22 protein-coding genes are annotated in these 21,403 nt (G+C 67.5%); 17 read left to right on the top strand and 5 right to left on the bottom strand.

All coding sequences use genetic code 11. From position 1 onward, the window contains the following. The 7 genes from LVY72_RS17500 to LVY72_RS17470 form a co-directional block, all read left to right on the top strand. A partial coding sequence (locus tag LVY72_RS17500; protein ID WP_237823339.1) for a glycosyltransferase occupies positions 1 to 774 on the top strand: 774 nt, incomplete at its 5' end. After that, entirely contained in the window at positions 771 to 2,171 is a 1,401-nt protein-coding gene (locus LVY72_RS17495; RefSeq protein ID WP_237823336.1) for a polysialyltransferase family glycosyltransferase, read from the top strand. The genes LVY72_RS17500 and LVY72_RS17495, both read left to right, overlap by 4 nt. Before the next feature lie 14 nt (positions 2,172 to 2,185). After that, positions 2,186 to 3,355 carry a hypothetical protein gene (locus LVY72_RS17490; protein WP_237823333.1) on the top strand — a complete coding sequence of 390 codons (1,170 nt, stop codon included), beginning with the start codon at positions 2,186 to 2,188 and terminating at the stop codon, positions 3,353 to 3,355. After that, positions 3,352 to 4,560, top strand: a complete 1,209-nt coding sequence (locus LVY72_RS17485) for a DUF6716 putative glycosyltransferase (protein ID WP_237823330.1) — start codon at positions 3,352 to 3,354, stop codon at positions 4,558 to 4,560. Before LVY72_RS17490 ends, LVY72_RS17485 begins: the two co-directional genes overlap by 4 nt. A gap of 51 nt (positions 4,561 to 4,611) precedes the next feature. Beyond that, positions 4,612 to 4,905: a hypothetical protein gene (locus tag LVY72_RS17480; protein WP_237823326.1), complete on the top strand. Its 294-nt coding sequence runs from the start codon at positions 4,612 to 4,614 to the stop codon at positions 4,903 to 4,905. 108 nt (positions 4,906 to 5,013) lie between these two features. Beyond that, positions 5,014 to 6,099, top strand: coding sequence for an inositol-3-phosphate synthase (locus LVY72_RS17475; protein WP_237823323.1), 1,086 nt, complete (start codon positions 5,014 to 5,016; stop codon positions 6,097 to 6,099). A 7-nt stretch (positions 6,100 to 6,106) separates the two neighbouring features. Further along, entirely contained in the window at positions 6,107 to 7,213 is a 1,107-nt protein-coding gene (locus LVY72_RS17470; protein WP_237823320.1) for an acyltransferase, read from the top strand. A gap of 63 nt (positions 7,214 to 7,276) precedes the next feature. Here the strand turns inward: LVY72_RS17470 and rarD are convergent, their stop codons facing one another. The 3 genes from rarD to LVY72_RS17455 form a co-directional block, all read right to left on the bottom strand. Then, a complete protein-coding gene (rarD, locus tag LVY72_RS17465; protein WP_237823310.1) occupies positions 7,277 to 8,233 on the bottom strand; it encodes an EamA family transporter RarD in 957 nt (318 codons plus the stop codon). Between the two features lie 200 nt (positions 8,234 to 8,433). Beyond that, positions 8,434 to 9,198: an IclR family transcriptional regulator gene (locus tag LVY72_RS17460; RefSeq protein ID WP_237823307.1), complete on the bottom strand. Its 765-nt coding sequence runs from the start codon at positions 9,196 to 9,198 to the stop codon at positions 8,434 to 8,436. A gap of 17 nt (positions 9,199 to 9,215) precedes the next feature. After that, a complete protein-coding gene (locus LVY72_RS17455; protein ID WP_237823304.1) occupies positions 9,216 to 10,616 on the bottom strand; it encodes an MFS transporter in 1,401 nt (466 codons plus the stop codon). Between the two features lie 211 nt (positions 10,617 to 10,827). On the opposite strand from LVY72_RS17455, the gene LVY72_RS17450 reads away from it, so the two are divergent. From LVY72_RS17450 to LVY72_RS17435, 4 genes are read left to right on the top strand one after another with little or no spacing between them, the layout of a single operon-like run. Then, positions 10,828 to 11,673 (top strand): fumarylacetoacetate hydrolase family protein, encoded by an 846-nt coding sequence (locus tag LVY72_RS17450; RefSeq protein ID WP_237823300.1) that lies wholly within the window; start codon positions 10,828 to 10,830, stop codon positions 11,671 to 11,673. After that, on the top strand, positions 11,670 to 12,122 hold the full coding sequence (locus tag LVY72_RS17445; RefSeq protein ID WP_237823297.1) for a cupin domain-containing protein: 453 nt from the start codon (positions 11,670 to 11,672) through the stop codon (positions 12,120 to 12,122). Before LVY72_RS17450 ends, LVY72_RS17445 begins: the two co-directional genes overlap by 4 nt. Position 12,123: 1 nt before the next feature. After that, positions 12,124 to 12,903: an SDR family oxidoreductase gene (locus tag LVY72_RS17440; RefSeq protein WP_237823294.1), complete on the top strand. Its 780-nt coding sequence runs from the start codon at positions 12,124 to 12,126 to the stop codon at positions 12,901 to 12,903. 3 nt (positions 12,904 to 12,906) lie between these two features. After that, positions 12,907 to 13,704 carry an NAD(P)-binding domain-containing protein gene (locus LVY72_RS17435; RefSeq protein ID WP_237823291.1) on the top strand — a complete coding sequence of 266 codons (798 nt, stop codon included), beginning with the start codon at positions 12,907 to 12,909 and terminating at the stop codon, positions 13,702 to 13,704. Between the two features lie 66 nt (positions 13,705 to 13,770). Here LVY72_RS17435 and LVY72_RS17430 read toward each other — a convergent pair whose 3' ends face one another. After that, positions 13,771 to 14,142 (bottom strand): NIPSNAP family protein, encoded by a 372-nt coding sequence (locus LVY72_RS17430; protein WP_237823289.1) that lies wholly within the window; start codon positions 14,140 to 14,142, stop codon positions 13,771 to 13,773. A gap of 101 nt (positions 14,143 to 14,243) precedes the next feature. Between LVY72_RS17430 and LVY72_RS17425 the strand changes: the two genes are divergently transcribed. The 3 genes from LVY72_RS17425 to LVY72_RS17415 all read left to right on the top strand — a co-directional run bounded on the left by LVY72_RS17425 (position 14,244) and on the right by LVY72_RS17415 (position 16,602). Continuing rightward, positions 14,244 to 15,005: an IclR family transcriptional regulator gene (locus LVY72_RS17425; protein WP_237823286.1), complete on the top strand. Its 762-nt coding sequence runs from the start codon at positions 14,244 to 14,246 to the stop codon at positions 15,003 to 15,005. Between the two features lie 380 nt (positions 15,006 to 15,385). Further along, on the top strand, positions 15,386 to 15,823 hold the full coding sequence (locus tag LVY72_RS17420) for a carboxymuconolactone decarboxylase family protein (protein WP_237823283.1): 438 nt from the start codon (positions 15,386 to 15,388) through the stop codon (positions 15,821 to 15,823). Between the two features lie 620 nt (positions 15,824 to 16,443). Continuing rightward, on the top strand, positions 16,444 to 16,602 hold the full coding sequence (locus LVY72_RS17415; RefSeq protein WP_237823280.1) for a hypothetical protein: 159 nt from the start codon (positions 16,444 to 16,446) through the stop codon (positions 16,600 to 16,602). 367 nt (positions 16,603 to 16,969) lie between these two features. Here LVY72_RS17415 and LVY72_RS17410 read toward each other — a convergent pair whose 3' ends face one another. Further along, positions 16,970 to 17,224: a hypothetical protein gene (locus LVY72_RS17410; protein ID WP_237823277.1), complete on the bottom strand. Its 255-nt coding sequence runs from the start codon at positions 17,222 to 17,224 to the stop codon at positions 16,970 to 16,972. Between the two features lie 1,025 nt (positions 17,225 to 18,249). On the opposite strand from LVY72_RS17410, the gene LVY72_RS17405 reads away from it, so the two are divergent. From LVY72_RS17405 to LVY72_RS17395, 3 genes are all read left to right on the top strand, one after another. After that, complete coding sequence (locus LVY72_RS17405) at positions 18,250 to 19,983, top strand: calcineurin-like phosphoesterase C-terminal domain-containing protein (protein WP_237823356.1); 1,734 nt, start codon at positions 18,250 to 18,252, stop codon at positions 19,981 to 19,983. A 492-nt stretch (positions 19,984 to 20,475) separates the two neighbouring features. Further along, entirely contained in the window at positions 20,476 to 20,622 is a 147-nt protein-coding gene (locus LVY72_RS17400; RefSeq protein ID WP_237823275.1) for a hypothetical protein, read from the top strand. 233 nt (positions 20,623 to 20,855) lie between these two features. Further along, on the top strand, positions 20,856 to 21,386 hold the full coding sequence (locus LVY72_RS17395; RefSeq protein WP_237823272.1) for a carboxymuconolactone decarboxylase family protein: 531 nt from the start codon (positions 20,856 to 20,858) through the stop codon (positions 21,384 to 21,386). Positions 21,387 to 21,403 lie beyond the last annotated feature (17 nt).

The raw sequence follows: 21,403 nt of genomic DNA, 5'->3' as shown, positions 1-21,403 counted from the left end.
GCCAACCCCGAACCGCGGGGCCTGGCCACCGCCCGGAACCAGGGCCTGGACGCGGCCACCGGCCGCTACCTGGCCTTCCTCGACCCGGACGACTGGCTCGCGCCCGGGCACCTGGAGGTGCTCACCCGGGAAATCCAGCGGCTGGGCGTGGACTTCCTCCGCGTCGACCACGTGCGCCACACCGAGGGCGTCCGCACCGCGCACCGGGCCCCGCAGGCCCGCCGCGGCGTGGCCCTGGACCCGCGCGAGGACATCCAGCCCTCGCACCTGTCCACCATGGTGGACTATCCCTTCGCGTGGGCCGGGATCTTCGACCGGAAGCTGGCCGAGGCCGGGCTGCTGCACTTCATCGACGGCCTGCACACGGCCGAGGACCGGCCGTGGATCTGGCGCCTGCACCTGCAGGCGGAATCCTACGCCGTGGTGGACCAGCTGGGCATCCTCTACCGCCGCGGCGTGTCCAGCTCGCTCAGCCAGATCTTCGACCGCCGCCAGCTGGACTTCCTGCCCAGCTACCAGGAGGTCTTCCGGCTGGTCGCCGCCGACCGCGAGGCCGGGCGCTTCTGGCCCAAGGCGGCCCGGCAGTTCTACGCCATTGCCTGCCATCATCTGGGCCGCTCGCAGCAGATGGCCCACGACGTCCGCCGGGACCTGCGCGCCGGCATCCGCGCCGCGGTGGCCCAGCTGCCCGCCGACGTCGCCCGGGACGCCCTGGCGGACCTGGACCCGAAGCGGCGCAAAGTCATGACCAAAGTCCTCAGGAGCAAGAAGTGAAGCAGCTGTTCGCCGTATCCTCGCTGTACCAGTGCATCTCGCTGGCCGCGGCGATCGACGGCGGCCAGGTCCCGGCCACCGGCGGCGAGCGCATCCTGGTGCTGGCAAACAACGCCCTGATGCCGGAGCTGGCCACACCGTTCCAGCAGTCCCCGGGGTTCGCCGAGGCGGCCTCCCGGTTCGACCGGATCGTGGACCTGGGCGGGCTGCTCTGGCCGCGCCGGCCCGGCCAATTCAGCCCCCGCGCCGAGGACCTCGCCACCTGGGAGACGCTGCTGCGCTCCCACTGGCAGCTGGGCGAGGGTCCGCTGCAGCTGTGGGTGGAATCCATCCAGGTCAACCCTGCGGTGGCCCTGTGCCGGATCTTCGCCGGCGCGTCGGTCTGCGTGCATTCGGACGGGCTGATGAGCTACGGCCCCACCCGCAATCCGCTGGCCCTGGACATTGCCCAGCGACTGGAAACCCTGCTGTACGTGGACCTGGTACCCGGTCTGGTGCCGCAGCTGCTGCGCGAACACTCCCCGGCCCTGGTGCCGGTTCCCGCCGCGGCGCTGGCCGCCGGCATGCGGACGCTGGCCGCGGCGCTGCCCGCCGCGCCATCGGACGCGCCGTCGGACGCCGAGGCATCGGCCGACGGCGCCAGCGCCCTGGTCCTCGGCCAGTACCTGGCCGAACTGGGCATCCTCACCGCGGACGAGGAAATCGAGCTGCACCGCGACATGCTGGTCAAGGCTGCCGCACATGGCCTGCGCCGCTGCGTCTTCAAGCCGCATCCCAGCGCCGGGCCCGCCGCGGTCCGGTCGATCCAGGCCGCCGCCGCGGACCTGGGCCTCGAGCTGACGGTGCTCCAGGACACGGCCCCCGCCGAGGTGGTGATGCTGCGGCTGCAGCCGGCCCTGGTGGTCAGTGCTTTTTCCACCGCGCTGATGACCGCGAAGTACCTGTTCGGCCTGGAGGCCGCCGCCGTCGGCACCGGCATGCTGCTGGAACGGCTCTCGCCCTACCAGAACAGCAACCGCATCCCGGTCACCATCATCGACGCCATCCTCGAACGCGGCTACGCGGCGCCGGCGGACAGCGCCGCCGGCAGCCCGAAGGCGGCCGGCGGGCTGCAGCAGCTCGTGGAAGCCGTCGCCTACTGCATGCAGCCGGAGATCGTGACCCAGGCCCGCCCCGCGGCCGAGCAGGTCCTGGCCGGTGCCAGTGAAACCGGCACGCTGCGCTACTTCAAGCGGCGCCGGCTGACCAGCCTGCAGCTGCCCGGCGGCCTGCCCGGCGCCACCCCCGGACTGCTGAGCCCGCTGCGCCGCGTCCGGCGGGCCGCCCGGGCTGCCCGCGCGGGGCTGACGGCCGGTGCCGCAGCCGCCCGCAGCCTGGTTGCCGCGGCCGGAAAATAGAGGATCGAAGACGCATGCACTCCCTCCTGACCCTGGCGATGCCGCAGGCCGCCCGGTGGACCAACGGGCGGTCCGGCGGCGGCCCCGGACAAAGCCTCCCGTCCTGGGCACGGAATGGCGCCGGCCGCCGGCCGGCCGAGATCGCCCGGCCGCGTTTCGGCCGCGCCGCGGTCTGGGCCGAGTCCCCACTGCAGCTGCTTAGCGCGGTCGAGGCCCACAGCGCCGGCCTGCTGGGCCGGCACACCGAAGTCCACCCCCGCGGGGACGCCGTCGGCATGGCCCGGACCGTGGCCCTGCTCCGCGGCCAGGTTCCGGCCGGGCTCAGCTTCGCGGATCCGGCCGCGGCGGTGCCCTCCGTCCGCGCCGGCAACCTGGACCGCTGGGTCACCGGGGACGCGTACTCCGGCAAGGTCCAGACCGAACTGCTGCGCGGCATCCGGGCCGAAGAGGTGGTCATCCTCGACGATGGCCTGGCCACGCTGAAACTGCTCGCCACGCTGGTCCGCGACCGGCCCGCGCCGCTGGTGCGGCCGCGCAGCCGGGCCGGCGCCCCCCGCCAGGTGCTGGGCCTGGCAGTCTGGCACCGGCTGCGCCTGCTGGCCCGCCAGGGCCGGCTGCTGGTCTTCACCGCACTGCCCGTGCCCGCCGCCGTCGAACGCCGCTTCCGCGCCCTCGGCGGCAAGCTGGAACGGCACCGCTTCGAGTGGCTGGGCACCCGGCCGGTCACCGAGACCATTCCCGAACCCACGATCCTGGTCGGCTCCGCCATGCCCGCGGACGGGCTGATCCACGCCGGACCGTATATCGACTGGGTCAGGTCCCTGACCGAAGACGGCCCGATCAGCTACTTCCCGCACCGGCGCGAGACGCCCGAGGTCCTCGACGCCCTGGCCGCACACCCGCTGATCCGGGTCAACGAGCACACCGTGCCGGTGGAAATGCGCCTGCGCGGCCTGCGCCCGGGCCAGGTGGTCCGGGCCCTGCCGTCGACCGTGCTGGCCTCGCTGCGGTTGATCCTGAGCCCGGCCGGTGTCCCGCTGCGCGGCCACCCGGTGCCGGAGCAGTGGTGGACCCCGCAGACCTCCCGGGAGCTGCGCCGCCACCTGAGCAGCTCGCTTGAGGACGCCGGCACCGCCCGCCGGCCGGCCGTCCCGCAGCCGGCCGGCCGGCCGGAGCTGCCATGAGTACCGGGGCCGACGCCGGGACCGCGGGCGCCCGTTTCCGGATCACCGCCGTGGCCGACAGCGACTCCTACCTGAAGTTCGCCTGCGCCACGCTGCAGGGCCTCGGACCCGAATGGGAGCGCCGGGTCCTGCTGGTCCGCTCACCGCTGCAGCCGACCCATGAGCAGCTGGCCGCCGCCACGGCCGGGACCTTCCAGGACGGCCGGGCCGTGCCGGTGGTGCCGGCCGGCACGCTGCGCAGCGTGCTGGCGGGGTCCGACGTCGTGTTGGCCGCCGCCACCGGCCCGGTGGCCGAGGAGGTCTTCGGCCACGCGGCCCGGCTCACCCCGCGCCCGGCGCTGGTCTCGGCACTGCCGGGGGTCGCCATTCCCGCCACCGGCAAGGCACTGGCCTTCCGCGCCCTCGGCGATGCGTTCATCACCCACAGCTACGCCGAATGCCGGGCCTTCAGCGACCTGGCCGAGGCCCTGCAGCAGGAGCCGGAGCAGCGGATCCTGGTCAGCCGGCTGCCGTTCCTCAAATCCAATCCCCGGCCGGAACCGGTCCAGGCGCCGCTCAAGACGGTGGTCTTCGCCCCGCAGGCCAAGGTGCCGGTGGAACGCGAGGACCGGGTGGCGATCCTGCAGGCCCTGGCCGCGCTGGCGCGCCGCTCCGGGCTGACGGTCCGGGTCAAGCTGCGCGCCTGGGCCGGCGAGCCGCAGACCCACCGCGAGCAGTACCCGTTCGACACGCTGTGGAACCAGCTGGTGGAGGCCCGGGCCGCCGCCGGACACGAACTCGAATTCTGCACCGGCTCCATGGCCGACCAACTGGCGCCCGGCACCGCCATGGTCACCGTCAGCTCCACCGCCGCGCTGGAGGCGGTCGACGCCGGGCTGCCGGTGCTGATCCTGTCCGATTTCGGCGTCTCCGAGGAAATGCTGAACAAGGTCTTCACCGGCAGCGGCCTGCTGGGCACGCTGGACGACCTGAAGGCAGGCCGTTTCTTCCACCCGGAGCCGGGCTGGCTGCGGGACAACTACTTCCACCAGCAGGACACGCCGCTGGGGGACCTGCTGGCCCTGTACGCCCGCCGGGCGCGCGCCGGCAAGCTGGTGCTGAGCGACGAACGCCTCGCGGCCAACCGGCGGCGCCGGCTGCGGCTGCGGCTGCGCACCCTGCTGCCGGCGCCGGCGCTGAAACTCGTGCTGGCGCTGCGCCGGTAGCTTCCAGCGTCCCGCCAAGGGAGGGAGCCTCCCTCCCGTACACTGGCCGCCATGACCAGGAAATCCACGCTCTTCGGGTGGGCCTTCGGTGACCCCGACCGCGAAAACGATGCCGCCTACGTCTTGGACCTGAAGGACGCGGCCTTGCGCAACGCGGCCGAGGTTGCCGCCGCCAAGGGACTGCAGGTCCTGCCGGCCACCGCCGTCTTCACCCTGGTCAGCGAGGCCGAGACCCTGATCGACGGCGGTGAAACCGGGCACGGCAAGCTCGTGGTCCGCTGTACCGTGGACGTGGCCGGCCCGGGCGCCGAGCACGTCAGTGCCGAAGGGCCGATGAACGGTTAACCGGCCGTCCGGCGTCGCCGATTCCCGGGAAGTTTGCGCCATTCGGTAGAATAAACTGGCCGCGTGGTCCAGACGTGGCCCCATTGCAGTGTTTTTAAAAGGAGAACCGTGGCAGAGAACCCCATCCGGGTGGCCATTGTCGGCGTCGGCAATTGCGCCGCGTCACTGGTCCAGGGCGTCGAGTACTACCGGGACGCGAATCCTGAATCGACCATCCCCGGCCTGATGCACGTCAAGTTCGGCAAGTACCACGTGAACGACGTGCAGTTCGTCGCCGCCTTCGACGTCGACAGCAAGAAGGTCGGACTGGATCTGGCGGACGCCATCGGTGCCAGCGAAAACAACACCATCAAGATTGCCGACGTGCCGGCCACCGGTGTGAAGGTCCTGCGCGGCCACACCCTGGACGGACTGGGCAAGTACTACCGCGAGACCATCGCCGAGTCCCCGGAGGAGCCGGTCGACGTCGTCGCCGTGCTGAAGGACGCCCAGGTGGATGTCCTGGTCTGCTACCTGCCGGTCGGTTCCGAAGAGGCGGCCAAGTTCTACGCCCAGTGCGCGATCGATGCCGGGGTGGCGTTCGTCAACGCGCTGCCGGTCTTCATCGCCGGCACCAAGGAGTGGGCGGATAAGTTCACCGCCGCCGGAGTGCCGATCGTCGGCGACGACATCAAGAGCCAGATCGGCGCCACCATCACCCACCGGGTGATGGCCAAGCTGTTCGAAGACCGCGGCGTCACGCTGGACCGCACCTACCAGCTGAACGTCGGCGGCAACATGGACTTCAAGAACATGCTCGAGCGCGAGCGCCTGGAGTCCAAGAAGATCTCCAAGACCCAGGCCGTCACCTCCAACACCTCCGCCGCGCTGCGCGACGAGGACGTGCACATCGGCCCCTCGGACTACGTGTCCTGGCTGGACGACCGCAAGTGGGCCTTTGTCCGGCTCGAGGGCCGCAATTTCGGCGACGCCCCGGTGTCCCTGGAGTACAAGCTGGAGGTTTGGGACTCCCCGAACTCCGCCGGCGTGATCATCGACGCCCTGCGCGCCGCCAAGATCGCCAAGGACCGGGGCATCGGCGGCCCCATCCTGTCCGCATCCAGCTATTTCATGAAGTCCCCGCCGGAGCAGTACAACGACGACGTCGCGCATGAAAAGGTCGAGGCCTTCATCCGCGGCGACATCGAGCGCTAGAAACCCCATGAAGGCCCCCGCAGCCCGCCCGCCAGGGCCGGCCGCGGGGGCCTCTGCCGTTCCGGCCGGGCGCAACTACGCGCTGGACCTGCTGCGCATCGTGAGCATCACGGGCGTGATCGCGATCCACGCCTTCGGGCAGATCGCCGGCGACGACGCGGCCCGCGGGACGGCCGGCTGGCTGCCGGCGGCCGTCATCGACATCGGCTTCATCTGGGTGGTGCCGGTCTTCGTGATGATCTCGGGCACGCTGACCCTGTCGCTGAAGGCGCAGCTGCCCGGGCCCCGCGTATTCTACCGCCGCCGGGCCGTCCGGCTGCTGCCGGCGCTGGTCTTCTGGCACCTTGTCTACCTCCTGGCAGTCCCTGCCTTGGTGTCCGGCCGGCCGCTGGACGCCGGGCAGGTGGCGGCCGAGGTGTTCTTCAACCGGGTGGCCCCGCACCTGTACTTCCTCTGGCTGATCCTCGGGCTGTATCTGGCGGCGCCGCCGCTGGCCAGGTTCCTGCACCGGGGTAGCCTGCGCCGGGCGGTCCTGGCGACGGCGGCGGTGCAGCTGCTGTTCCTGGCCGTCTTCGCTGTCCAGGCCTGGAACATCGAAACCGGGGGCAACTGGCGTTTCCCGTGGAACATCCTGACCCAGTGGATCCCCTACGTCGGCTACTTCATGGCCGGCTGGGTGCTCACCCAGCTCCTGGTCAGCCGGAACGCCGCCGCCGCGGCCGGGGCCGCCGGGGCCGTCCTGTCCATCTTCAACATCTGGCACTGGATCAGCCGGGACAAACCACTGCTGCTGGACGTGCTGGCCCCGACCAATTATCTGGGCCTGGGCGTGACGGCGGCCTCGATGTGCATCTTTTTCTCGGTGTTCCACCTGCTGCGCGGCTGGCGGCCCGGCGACCGGACCGGCAGGATCCTGCGCGCGCTGTCCAACGCCTCCTTCGGGGTGTTCCTGTGCCACTACCTGGTCCTGCTGTGGCTGACGTTCGTGGTGTTCCCCACCCCCGGCGTCCCCACCTTCGCGCTGGCGGCGCTGAAGTTCGCCATCGCCACGGTGGCCTCCTTCGCTATCTCGCTCGCGGCCGCCCGGATCCCGGTGCTGCGGGCGGTGTTCTAGGATTGGGGCGCTCCGCCAAGCCCTGTCCAAGACTCAGAAGAGTTCATCGAGGATCAATTTCGGCTACCTCTGCCTTCCGCTCGTTGGAAGGCGGTCCCGGGACGGACCGTTGCCTTGCTTCTGTCCCGGTCGTCGAACACGGTAGGCGTCTAAAACGAGGCACATGAGGGCCAACCAGACCAGAACAAAGCCTGCCCACCGTGCAGGCGGCATGGCTTCATGGAGGAAAAGGACAGCGGCCAGCAATTGCAGCACGGGATTCAGGTATTGAAGGTTGCCTAGCAGGGACAGCGGCAGGCGGCTCGCAGCCATGGCGAACAGCAGGAGTGGTACGACAGTCATCGGTCCGGAAAGTATCAACCAAAGATCTGTCGAATCCGGAGCGCTGACCATGAATGTGGTCTGCTGGGTGGTGTTCATCCACACGAAGAGCAGTCCCACGGCCGGAAGCAGGAAAACAGACTCGATTGTCATACCTGCCGCGGCATTCACATCCGGGCCTACTTGGTTCTTTACGAGGCTGTAAAACCCGAAAGAAATCGCAATAACGCAGGCGATCCAGGGAAACGTTCCATAACCAATGGCCACCACCGCCACCGCGGAAGTACCGAGCGCGACCGATATCCACTGGGTCGGCCGCAGGCGTTCCCCCTGGATCAGTACCGCCAGCGTCACGGTAATGAGGGGGCAGATGAAATATCCCAATGCCACGTCGACCGCGCGGCCTGTCAGGGCACCGTAGCCGTAGAAGAACCAAACGGCGCCAATGAGCACCGAAGCCAGACACAGCCGACGCCGTGTCCAACGATCCATGAAGGCGTGCCTGAGCGAGGACCATTGTCCGGCCAGGGCCAGCCCACCGAGCATGACAACGGAGGCCCAGAGCACCCTGTGGATGAGAATCTCCAGGGGGTGGACGCCGCGAAGCAGTATGAAGTACAGCGGGAAGAAGCCCCAGATGGCATAAGTTGCCAGTCCGATGGCGAGACCTCCCCGTCGAACGTTCCCTGACTTGTGCACTGCCGCTCCCTGGTGAATTTGATGCTGCTTGCCGCCTGCAGAAGGCCGCGGTGCCTGACCAGTTAAGGTATGGGCGCTGCCCCGCCGTTTGGATCAGCGGAATGGCATGGGCTCGACCGCCGGGCCAGCGGCCATAAGGCGGCGGGCGATAACCGCACCCATCCCGCGCGACGCGCCGACGACGACGGCTCGGAGCTTCGTCATCGTTGCCCTTCCTGTAGGGCTGCGAGTACCTGTTCGCCGAGGGTCGTAAGTCGCCCGGGCCCGCCGCGATCGGTGGGGCAGGACACGACGAGGGCGATGCGGTCGCGCCACGTGCCGCCGCCCAGCAGTACGGCGACAGAGTCGACGCCCCGCTCGGATTCCTGCGAGGCGACGGCGAAGCCGCGGGCACGGGTGGCAGCGAGCTCGCAGATGAGCGAACTGCGATCGGTGATCGTATTCGGTCCGTGCCGGGCGAGGCTGGGTGGCATGAGCCCCAGCACCTGGCCGTCGTCGAGGTGCGAGAGCAGCAGCTTGCCGCCGGCCATGGCATGCGCGGGCACCATCATGCCGACGCGAAGCCCGATACTGGGCGTGCGATGGGATCGGCGTCCGTCGACGACGAGGACCTGGTCGCCGACGAGCACACAGGTGTGCACGTCTTCGCCCGTGAGCGTTCGGACGCGCTCGATCGTGGGGCGCAGCTCGAAGCGCGTCCGAACAGCGGTGCCGCCGGGGGCGCTGAGGCGGAGCACGGCGGGTCCGGCGACGAAGCCGCGGCCGGAGGCGGAGGGCGCAACGAAGCCGCGGGCCTCCAGTGTACGCAGCACGCGATGCGCCCGCGAGCGGCCGGTCCCCAGCATTGCCGCCAGCTCACCGACTGTGGTCCGGTCACGGGCGAGCAGCAGCGTCAGGGCGTGCAGACCGAGGTCGAGGCTGGCGATGGTGTACTCATCGCCAGCCTCGACATGGGAGAGGGGCATCGAAGTAAATAGCCTTCTCAGTCGTTGTGGGACAGGTACGCCGCCAGGTCGCGGTGACGGTTCTTATCGGTCAGCGTCCGGGTCACGACGACCGACATCACGATCACCGCGAGGTTGACGCCCATCACCAGCCAGTACGAGTTCGGTCCGGTCTGCGCCAGGGCGGCGGCCAGGTAGGGTGCGGGCGCGGCGAAGATCAGGCCGGAGAACGTCAGCGCCAGCGCAGAGCCCGTGAAGCGGGTCGCAGTCGGGAACTGCTCGGCGAAGAATGCAGGTTGTGCGCCGAAGCCGAGCTGCACGCCGCTCAGCGCGATAGTCGCGGCGATGATCGCCAGCACGATCGAGCCCGAGTTGACCGACGGAAAGAACGCCAGGACGCCGACGAACATGATCGCGCAGCCGATGTACATGATGGGCTTGCGTCCGAGACGGTCGCTGGTCCATCCGCCAAAGACACCGGCGAAGATCGAGACGAAGTTTGCGATCATCAGGGTCATGAAGCCGTCGCCGGACGAGAAGCCACCCTGTTTCGTCATGTAGGAGAGGCCATAGATGGCGACGATGTAGAACGTCTGGGCGAACGGAGCCCAATGCAGCACGAGCTTAACGACCGTCAGCGGCTGCGACTTCAGCACAGCCAGGCCGTTGACCTTCTTTTCGCCGGCCTCGCGCTTGACGGCCTCCTGCTGCACCTTGAACGCGCGCGTCTCCTCGAGCTTGAGGCGGATGTACAGCCCCACGATGACGAGACCGATGGCAGCGATGAACGGCACGCGCCAGCCCCAGGCCTCCCAGTCGGCCTGCGACAGCGTGGTCGACAGCACAGCGAGCGTGACGTTTGCGAGCACCTGGCTGATCGGCGAGCCGATGTTCATGAAGGAGCCGAGGATGCCGCGGCGCGAGCCGACAGCGTGTTCCATCGTCATGAGCTGGGCGCCTGTCGCCTCACCGCCGAGCGAGAAGCCCTGCACGAAGCGCATCAGGACGAGGATCGTGGCGATCACGAGGCCCTGGCCGGTCGGCAGCAGGCCGATGATCAGCGACGCGATGCCCATCGCTATGAAGGAGCCGAGCAGCACCGGACGACGGCCGAAGCGGTCACCCGCCCAGCCGCACACGAATGCGCCGAGTGGACGGGCAAGGAAGCCGACGAAGAAGGTCGCGAACGAGGCGAGCAGCGCACCGCCCTCACCAAGGTTCGAGAAGAACAGGGCCGGGAAGAGTGTGGCCGAGAGCGCCCCGTAGACAGCGAAGTCGAACCACTCGAGCGCGGAGCCCAGCGCCCCCGAGGCGACGGCTCGCCGCTCCTGCTTTTTGGAGACGAGGCTCTGATTGAGCGTCTTCAGCTCGTCGGTGGCCGGAGCTCCGATGGCAGGGCCGGCATGCGGAATCGGGGTAAATGCGTCTTGGTTGGTCATGCTGCCTCCAGGGGCGGTAGGTGGCGAGAGGCTGCGATCGGCTCGCCATTGAGTCGTCGCGACTGTACCGCTCAACGGGAATACTCCACAAGTTCTTCCGCATCACGGAAACTCTAGTGTACCGTTGGGCGGGACGACGGCGTCGGCGAGTGCACGATGCTGACCAATCCGAAGACACACTGTTGTCAACCGAAGGCCAGGAGGCACACCCATGAAGCTCGTCTCGTTCCTGCACAGCGGAGCACCGCGTTGGGGCGTCGTTGACGGCAACCGCATCCTCGCGGCGCCGGCATCTCTGCCGTCGCTGCGCGGCGCCCTGCGTGAACACGGCACCGCGGTGCTGTCGCAGGCGACCGAGCCGATCGACCCGGGCGCCGTGACTGCGTTGCCGCCGATCCCGGACGCCGAGAAGGTCATCTGCGTCGGCCTCAACTACGCCGACCACATCGCCGAGACCGGCCGGGACAAGCCGTCACATCCGGTCATCTTCACGCGCTTCGCCGACTCGCTCGTCGGCGACCACGCGCCGCTGATCGCCCCGCGGGAGAGCGTCACCTTCGATTTCGAGGGCGAGCTTGCAGTCGTGATCGGCAAGGAAGGACGGCGGATCCCTGTCGAGGCCGCACTTGACCACGTGCTCGGCTACAGCATCCTCAACGACGGCTCGATCCGCGAGTTCCAGCACCAGACACACCAGTTCACGCCCGGCAAGAACTTCGACGCCAGCGGAGCCTTCGGGCCGGCCATCGCCACGCCTGATGAGCTGGGCGACCTCTCGGGACACCGCATCACTACGACCCTCAACGGCGAAGTCGTGCAGGACTCCGACCTCGGCCAGCTGGTCTTCGGCGTGGCCGACCTCATCTCCCGGATCTCCACTTGGACGACGCTGCGCCCCGGCGATGTCATCGCCACCGGAACGCCCGGCGGCATCGGTGCCGCGCGCGAGCCGAAGCTGTGGATGTTCCCGGGTGACCGCGTGGAGGTGTCGATCAATGGGATCGGCACACTCTCGAATCCGATCGTCGAGGACGACGACCACTCAACCGCTGCGTGAAAGGAGCGACCATGTCCGAAACCACTCCGAAGCTCAAGACCCTCAAGGTGAACCGCCGTGCGGACCTCATCGAGGCCCCCGGCCAGACGAAGAACGCGATCCGTATCTCGGGCGTGAGCCCCGAGAACTCCGAGGTCGACGGCCTCTGGTTCGGCCGCGTCCACACCGGTCCTGGCGAGATCAGCGACGCCCACCATCACGGCGAGGCCGAGACCGGCGGCCATGTGCTCAAGGGCCGCGGCTTCATCCGCTTTGGTGAGCGCTACGAGGAGATCGTCTACCTCGAGGAGGGCGACTTCGTGTACGTGCCGCCGTTCGTCCCGCACATCGAAGGCAACGCCTCGAAGACGCAGGAGCTGATCTGGCTCACCACGCGCACCCCTGACAACATCGTCGTCAACCTCGACCCCGAGGACATCGCCGACATCGAGATCGACTACCGTGACTGAGATGTCCCGGCGCGTCGTGCTCATCGCCGGCGGCACGAGCGGCATCGGCCTCGCGGCCGCCAAGCGCCTCGTGCGTGACGGCTTCGCGGTCGCGATCGGTGGAAGAAGCGCTGATCGCGCCCGCGAGGCCGAAGCCGCCCTGGCCGAGGTCGCCGCGGACGCTTCGGTCGTCACGGTGCCGCTCGACGCGGGCGACGACGCTTCGGCGGCGGCTGCCGTCGAAGCGGTCGTCGCCCGTCTCGGCGCTCTGGACGCGGTCGTGAACTGCGTCGGGTCGGCACCGTCCGGCACCTTCGACGCCGTGCCGTCCGCAGACTGGGCGGCAGCACTCGACTCCAAGGTCATCGGCGCCGTGCGCGTCATGCAGGCGGCGCTCCCTTACCTCCGGCAGTCCTCCGCAGGCCGCATCGTCAATGTCGCGGGTTCGGCCGGCAAGGAGCCGGGCGCCGCGATGGCGGTCGCCGGCGCTGCGAACGGCGCGATGCTTGCGATGACTCGTGCCGCCGCGACCCAGCTCGCCGCCGAGGGCATCGCCGTGAACGCGATCGCCCCCGGACCCACGCAGACGGGCCGCTGGGATTCGCTCGTCCAGGCCGCGGCTGATCGGGACTCCATCTCGGTCGAGGAGGCGGACGAGCGGATGCGCTCCACCATGCCGACCGGACGGCCGACGTCGCCCGACGAGGTCGCCGCGCTCATCGCCTTCCTCCTCTCGCCCGAAGCCGGGCACATCATCGGCACCGTCATCACCGTCGACGGCGGCCAGTCCAAGGGATACTGACCAATGGCAGCAGAACTGATCGTCGGGCTCGGCCCGATCGGAGCGAGCGTCGGCGAACGGCTCCTCGAGCGCGGACGCTCCGTCGTGGGCTTCGAGCTCGACCCCGCGAGAGCGAAGGAGTGGTCGCAGGCGAACGGCGTCGACGTCGTGTCGTCCGCCGCCGGCGTCGCCTGGGCCGACGTCGGCGCGGTGCATATCGCCGTGCGGCTCGCATCGCAGCTCGAGCAGGTGATCGCGATGCTGCGTGAGCACGCGAGGGCCGACGTCACCGTAATCGTCCTCACGACGCTCGCGCCCAGCGACGCCCAGCGCATCCTCTCGGGCACCCCTGCGGGGTGGCGGGTGTTCGAAGCACCGCTCTCGGGCGGCCCGCAGGGCGCCCTGGCAGGCACGATGACGCTGATGCTCGCCGGACCGGAGCCCAGCGTCGAGGACGAGCAGCGATTCGCCGACATGTCCGGCACGCTGTTCTGGACGCCCAGGTACGGCCAGCCGGCGCTGCTGAAGCTGCTCAACAACACGCTGGGCGCCTACAACGCCCTCGCCACCGCGGCGATGCTCGAACTTGCGATCGAGCACGGCATCAACGCCCAGCAGTTCCTCGAGGTCGTCAGCGTCTCGAGCGGACAGAGCTGGATGAGCGTAAATTTCGACAACTTCCACTACCCGCTGCTCTTCAAGGATGCGGGTCTGCTGATCGGTGACCTCGGCGCGGTGCCCGCGGTCCAGCTGGGCGACCAGCCCGCGCACGAAGCCGTCATCGAGCGCGTGCGCGCGAAGGCGTTCGGCGAGCACGAGTAGACGCAAAGGCCGGCACCGCGACCGCGGTGCCGGCCTTTGCGCAGGCTGTGAACTGGCGGGGCGATGTTACTGCTTGCCGCTCATGAACGCCGTGCCGAAGTCGTCGCTCGCGACCGGGAGTGTGCGGATGGGCGAGAAACTCGTGGGCTTGAAGATGGTGTTCTCCATGGTCATGATCATTGGTCGGATGATCGACAGGCACCGCTGCCACTCTGGGTCGGCCGCGAGTGCCGTCCGACGTCGGTCGCGCTCGTCGAGGCTGTCGTATGCCCACAGGTGCATCAGCTGATTGAGTGTGCCGATTTCCGACACGAAGTAGCCGAGGAAGCCACCGAGGATACGGCGCTGCACGGGGAGTCCGATCGTCTCGTAGGACTCGAGGTACTCCGAGAGCTGCGCTCCGGTATGGAGCACGTAGGTACGCTGCTCGACGAGCATAGATTGTCTCCTTAAGACTGCGTTAACAGTTATGTAAAGATTTTTTCCGCTATGAGGAATACTTCATTGTACAATTCACTTTAGCGGAAAGAGGTGGATCCATGGCAGAAAAACTGCAGTCAGTGACGCACGCGTTGCTAACGCTCAAGCTACTGCGCCGCACCCCATCCATCGGGGTGAGCGAGGTCGCCGCCGAGCTGGGAGTCGGGGTGTCTACTGCGCACCGGCTCCTCGCTACACTGGCGGCGGAAGGCTTCGTCCAGCAGCGTGGAGGCCGCAAGTACGAGCTCGGCCGTGAGATGCTCGGGTCGGCCTCCGCTATCGAGCACTGCGCGGAGGTGTCCGCGCCGGTCATGCGACGGCTCCGGGACATCTCCAGGGAGACGGTTCACCTCTCGATCGTGCGCGGCGCGGAGACCTTCTTCTTGAGCGCCGTCGAGTCCAACGCAGTCGTCCGCGTGACGACCCGGGTCGGTGAGCGCCCGCCGGCCCACAGCACCGGTGCGGGCAAAGTGCTGCTCGCAAGCCTGTCGCGCGAAGCTTTCCTCGAGCTCTATCCAGATGAGTCACTCGGACAGGCCACCGATCTGACAATCGAAGATCGCGAGGCGCTCTGGGACGAGCTGCGCCATGTCGAACAGGTGGGCTACGCGACGAACCTCGGAGAGTCCGAGTTCGACATGTATGCGATCGCGGTTCCGATTAGGCGGCCGGACGGCCCTCCCGTGTGCGCCCTGTCGCTGGCGGCGCCGCTCTCGCGGATCAATCCTACGGGCGACGGTGTCATCAACAGCGAGGAGGCCGCACTGCTCGAGCAGCTTCGCACGGCGGCTCGAGAGATCGAGTCGCTGCTGGTCTACTGACCTACGGATTGTGCCGGGGCGGCTTGGGTTCCAGCTCAAAGTGCCAAACAGGCAGGTTCCCTTATGTTCCTCATCAATGGGCGGCGGGTGTTTTAGCCTCGTCGAGGGTAATAGGACTGATTGGCGATTGAACCGTCATCCCAGACTGGCAACGAACCGCCGAATATACCATGTGCTGAACTGTCTAAATTTGCACAGTCCCATCCTTGGCACCGGCGGCCACACAGGCGGGCGGTAGGCTAAAACCATGTCAAAGTTGCCCTCGGGCAGGAATGCACGACCGCTTCCCGTCAAAGACCGGCCTGACCATTATGCGAAACCCCGGATCACCTGAGACCCGTCGTCGGGCAGACACCTTCATCGCTGGAAAGGTTCGAATAATGCGGCACGTCAATCTCAGCAAGCAGCACCCCACCGCCTACAAGAGCGTCATGGCACTGAGCCAGGAGGCCGATGAAGCGGTTGCACGGGCCGGGCTCGAACCCAGGCTCGGAGAACTGGTGAAAATCCGTGTGTCGCAGCTGAACGGATGTGCGTTCTGCTTGCGCATGCACACACGTGACGCGATCGCCAAGGGCGAGACAAGCGACCGCCTCGCAGTCGTTGCGGCTTGGTGGGAGTCGCAGTACTTCACCGAGCAGGAACAGTCCGCGCTTGCCCTCGCAGAGGAAGTCACCCGTCTGTCGGTCCCGGAACGCGGCGAGTGGGACAACGGCTCACTGAACGATGAGCAGGTCTCCGCGATCAGCTGGCTGGCGATCGCCATGAACGCCTGGAACCGCATCGCCGTCCGCAGCCACTATCCTGTCGCCCCATAGCCGGATCGCCTGTACCGGTCGATAACGGGGGCACAAGAGGTATTTGCCTTACCCCCCGCGGGCTTCTCCGTCCACCGACTCGACCGCCGTCATCTGGTGATCTCCGCGGAGACCGATGTCTGGTTCGTCGATGCTGGCCGAGGGGCGTGGGTCGGCAGATCGGCTCGACCTGTCGCGCAAGCCGGTCCCCCAGCGCACCGCTCCTCCTCAAGGAGTTGGACAGTTACGAGGAGTGAATTCCCGGGCTTTTCGGATTCGCGCATGCCCCGCCCGCAATGATTCCTCTTGAAGGTACCCAATCAGTACAGACAAGGGTGGCTGCCGGCAGACAGGGCAATTGATCTGCATCGGCGGTTTCTCTTCGATGTTCCCGGAATGCGAAGTCAGTGCTCGGGCCAGCTGACTTTCTCTCCCATTGCTTGAAGGAATGCTGCGAACTCCTCCCCATTCAGGTCGCCGCTGATCATCGGGGGAATCATCCTAATCGCCGCCGTCGCGGCCGGGGCCTTCCTGGTCGGCCGGAAACTGGCCAGGAAGTAAATTTCCGATCCGGGACGCATTACATACGCCAGGCCTGCCGCAGTGGCATGATCGGTGCAGCACACGAGAAAGGATCCCTCGTGGACGATAAATGGCGATCCCTGATCACGGACCGGGAAATGCGGCCCTGGCTCGTGCTGACCGCGGTCTTCATCCTCGCTGCTCTCGTCTTTGCCGCCATGGCCTGGTTCTCGCTCGTGGTTCCCTCGGTCGCGTTCCTGCACCACCACGGCGGGTAGACCCTCCACCAAGGCGGCATGGCCCGTTCCCCTGGGTGCTGAAGCGGTCACCTTCAGCACCCAGGGGATCTGCGGGCTGGCCGAGCCCTGTTTCGGTACTGCTTGCAGAATCGTAATCGCGCCTCCGGCGGAGTAGGGCCGCTGCTACTCGGCGCTGCCCTCGTCGGATGGCGGCGCCTGGGCTGGGCCGGTAAAGCGGAATGGCTTCAGCCGATCCCAAAGATCAATGGGGCCCGGCCGCGCCACCGTTTACCGCTGCTTAACCGTGGCCGCCCTGCCGAGGGGGAACCCGGCCATTCCTCGCATTAATTGCGCGTCAAAAGAGCCGAATGCCATTGGCTCCGCACCCTTCGGTGATCTGGGTGATTTACGGCTGAAGGCGGAAGAACGCGTAGATGCCGAACACGAGTAACGGGCCGATGAACACGACGACAAACATGATCCAATGCCCGGGGGAGATCATATCCCCTGTTTGCTCGTCGGCGGGGGTTGTGGTGGAGAAATGGGTTGGTGAAGGCATGGCTGACCCGGCGGCGGCGGATTGCGCAGTGGCTCCGGCCGCCGGAGTTGCTACTTCACTACGGTGGAAACGGTGGGTTCCATGATGAAGGTTGCTTGTCATATCTCCACTGTCGGGCCCGGCCGTAAGCCCGTACTGTGGCGAAAGTGTGAAAGTGCTGTGGAAGCAGCACTCGTCATTTACCCGGCCCGCCCAATCGTCGGCCCAGCTGCCAGGCCACCGTCGCCGTTGACCTGGCGAAACGTCATGCTCCTCGTCCCACTCGTGGTCCCGTTCCCCGCCAAAGAGATCCGTCGCTTCACCTCGATCCTTTTCTCCGTTGTGCGTTCCTACTCCACCTCAAACCGGAGCAGGAGCCTCTCCCGAAGCGGAAGACCGGTTCGGTTCGTTCGGCGAACCCAACCCAGCCACTGATCGGCAGGAAGCACGCCAGCAAACGCCCATGACAGGCAGGAGCACATGCCCTCCCACACCCGCCACCCGTTCCGCCGACATGCAACGCCTCAATTGACACTGCCCGGCCCGCAAAATTTGCGCGATGAAGACGCGTTCACCGCTCGTCCAAGGAATCGCAGAGAAGTCTCTCGTCAGTCGGCGATCAAAGCGAGGCAGCGGTAGACGGTGGCGCGGCTGGCGCCGATGATCCTGCCGATGTCCGCCGGCTTCAGGCCCTGGGCCTTCAGCTCAGGGCCTGACCTTCCGATCCTGTGCGGTGACTTCCCGCCGTCCGGCCCGGCGCCCGTGCTCGGCGGCCGCGGCCATACCGGCCCGGGTCCGCTCGGCCAGCTGGTCGCGCTTACATTGGTTCTTTCGGGCAGGTGCGACCAGCGTCCCAGCGGATAACTGGCAGGGCCGGCAGGTCCCTCGAACCAGATCCGTTTGATTCACGAAACGGTTAACTCCTGGCTGGAACAGCGCTACCGGCAGATGGCGCGTACATCGCTTCCTCTTCGGCTCCCGTTCATTCGCCCGGGAAAGAGTTGACAGGGCCGCCCACCCCCAACGGGCGGCAGTCACTCAACCGGAGGTTCAATTTCGTGCACCCGTCCCCTACTCCCCAAACACGCCGGTTGTCCCGGCCCCTGTGCCTGACCGCCGGCGCCCTGGCTCTGCTGGCCACCGGGGCCATGGTTGGCCCCGCCGCCACCGCCGCCACCGCCGCTCCGGCCGAAACCGGCTGGGCCGCCTCTGCCTACCGAGGAGGTGTCGAAGTCGTTAGCGCTACGGAGGCCGACCAGCAGAGTCTCGATGGCATCGTTTTCGATGATAAGAACAGGAACTCCACCCAGGATTCCGGTGAACCGGGCATGGCCGGGGTGACGGTCTCCAACGGCCGCGAGGTCGTTACCACGGACGGCCAGGGCCGCTATGAGCTGCCGGCCTTCGACAACATGACTGTCTTCGTTACCCAGCCGCGCGGCTACCAGGTGCCGGTGGACGAGGACAATGTCGCCCAGTTCTTCTACCATCACCTGCCCGAAGGCTCCCCCGAGTTGAAGTACGGCGGCATCGCACCTACCGGAGCGCTGCCTGACAAGGTGAACTTCCCCCTGACCAAGAGCAAGCTCACCCGGTCCCCGGAGCAGCACTGCCTGATTGGCGCCGACGTCCAGACCTACAACCACAAAGAGGTCGAGTTCGCACGCAACGGTGTCTTCGCCGATCTGACCGCCCGCACCGACTACGCCGGCTGTGGTGCCCTGTTCATTGGCGACATCGTGGGCGACGACCTGTCCCTCTACCCGCAGACCCGCGAGCTGACCTCCATGCTCAACGGCCCGGCCCGCTTCCTGCCCGGCAACCACGACCTCGACTTCGACGCCCTCGACGGCGAGCACGAATTCGACACCTTCCGCGCCCAGTTCGGCCCGGAGTACTACTCCTACGACGCCGGCAAGGCCCACGTCGTGGCGCTAAGCAACATCCAGTACCCCACCCAGATCCCGGCGAAGAAGAGCAACTACGCGTACGGTCTGGGAGAGCGCCAGCTTGAGTGGCTGCGCCAGGACATCGCGTCTGTGCCCAAGGACCGGGCGATCGTGATCGCCTCCCACGCGCCGCTGCACGAGTTCTACTACTCCAGCAGCTACACCCACGCCCAGATCGAGGAGATCAATAAGATCCTCGAAGGCCGTGAGGTGGTCTCCGTCGCCGGGCACACCCACATGTCCGAGAACCTTCGCCAGGGCGACCTGATGGCCGGCTGGATCGACACACTCGGCGAGGACGGCCTGCCGTTCACCCACCTGACCGCCCCGGCAGTGTCCGGCCAGTGGTACAACGGCCGGGTGCTCGAGGAGGGATACCCCACGTCGGTGCAGCGCGACGGTACCCCTCCCGGCGTGCTGACCCTGGATATCAAGAACACCGAGATCCGCGAGCGTTTCACCGCCACCGGCGATGACGGTTCCGACCAGATGGCCCTGGGCATCAACTCCCCCGCCTACCGTGCCTGGTTCGACGAGTACAAGAACCAGCGTGGCAAGGCTCCGGCCCCGAAGAACCCGAACGCCGTGGCCCAGGGCGAACTCGGTGCGACCTGGCTGACCACCAACTTCTGGATGGGTGCCACCGGCTCCACCGTGAACGTGTCCATCGACGGCGGCGAGACTACCGAGGCCACGCGTACCCAGTCGATGACCGCCGACGACGTCCCGCTGATCGGCGCCGAGTACACCGATCCGGCCGCCGCGCTCGAGCAGCTGGTGCACGGCGGCGGCCTCCACGACCGCACCTCCCACCTATGGCGCCTCCAGCTGCCGGCCGACCTGGCCGTCGGCGAGCACACCGCCGCCGTCACCGCAACCGACGTTCACGGCCGGGAATTCACCGAGACGATCACCTTCGAAGTCACCGAGTAACCCTTCCTTGCCATACGACGGCGGGTGGCCGCGTTTCGCAGCCACCCGCCGTCAGGCCCTGACACACCATCCCGAGCGCCAGGGGCGCCTTCGATTCGCGGATAGCCCCGGGCGGCCTGGCCCAGAGGTAAACCGACCAGCATCAAATACTCCCCGTGCCGATAACGGCGCATACGTCAGCTGGAAGCCGGTGAATCGCATTGGGTGCGAATTCGACGGATGTTGATACGGGAAGCCCGCGTTCTCCTGCCCCTGCCGGTTGTCCGGCGGTCTTGCGGTTGCGGGACCCCTTCCCGAAACCACGGAACCGTGCAATGGCCGCCGATCCGGAGCAGTGAGACACGCCGGAGGCGCGCTGTTACGGGGAACCATGGAGCCGATTCGCACTTGATGGGAAAGTGTCGCGCAATACTCGAGAAGTCGCTGCGTCTGATCTGCACGCTCCGGCCCCATTTGTCGGAAGCAGTCCCCCGGCGGCATCGCATTCCCCTCGTGGGTGCATGGAACGGCCCCATCCCCACCAGGCCGCAGCCGGTGGCCACCCGTAGTCCGGGACGCAGCACCGGCATCCCCGAACAGCACGCCATGCAGTCCAACAGAACCGAGACCAGCTACGCCTCCAACGAGCGGCAATTCTGAACCATTTTCACCACTACTCGCCGGGTATCAATACGCCGGCTCACCAGTATGGTGGCGGTGCATCAGGATCTACGCACTGCCGCCGGCCGGAGGGTCCGCCACCGTGCCCGGCTCTGAGCGCGTACACTATGCGCGAGTACACAGAACGTTTGGCGGCAGGCTAGGTTTACCGTCGACCACGGAACGACCCTTGACTGCTGAGCCCAGGCCCGGCATGAGCGAAGGAGGCAATCGTGCCTCGCATTCCCGTCCACACCCCCGAGGAGTCAAGGGCCCATGTGGCCCGTCCGGAGCGGAAGACGGGGCGGCTGCTTAACATCCACGCCGAGGTGGCCCACTGCCCGGTCGTGATCGCCGCCTACCGGGGCATCTCCCAGGCCATCGCCGAGCACGGCACCTTCGACGCCCGCACCCGCAAGGCGATCGTCCCGGCCGTGGGCAACCAGAACGGCCGCGACTACTGCCGGGCCGCCTACACCCTCTCGGCACGCAAGGCCGATCTCACGAACGAGCAGATCCTGACCGTGTGTGCCGGGGAGGTTGGCTTCGACGACCGCCTGGCGGCGATCACCGAGGTCGCCCGCGCCGCGGACACGGGCAACGTCCCCGAGGTGGTCTGGCAGGCCGCTCTTGACGCCGGCTGGAGCGACACGGAGCTGGCCGAGGCCTTCGCCCACCTCGCGGACAACCTCTACACCGATTACATAAGCCACTACGCCCACACCGAGCCTGACCTGCCCGCAGCCGAGCCACTCAGCGCTTGACCATGCCGACGGCGGCC

It is taken from the genome of Arthrobacter hankyongi (genome assembly GCF_022012395.1).
GTDB classification, from domain to species: domain Bacteria; phylum Actinomycetota; class Actinomycetes; order Actinomycetales; family Micrococcaceae; genus Crystallibacter; species Crystallibacter hankyongi.
Note: the sequence above shows the minus strand (reverse complement) of the source record. Positions and strands in the feature narration are given on the sequence as shown.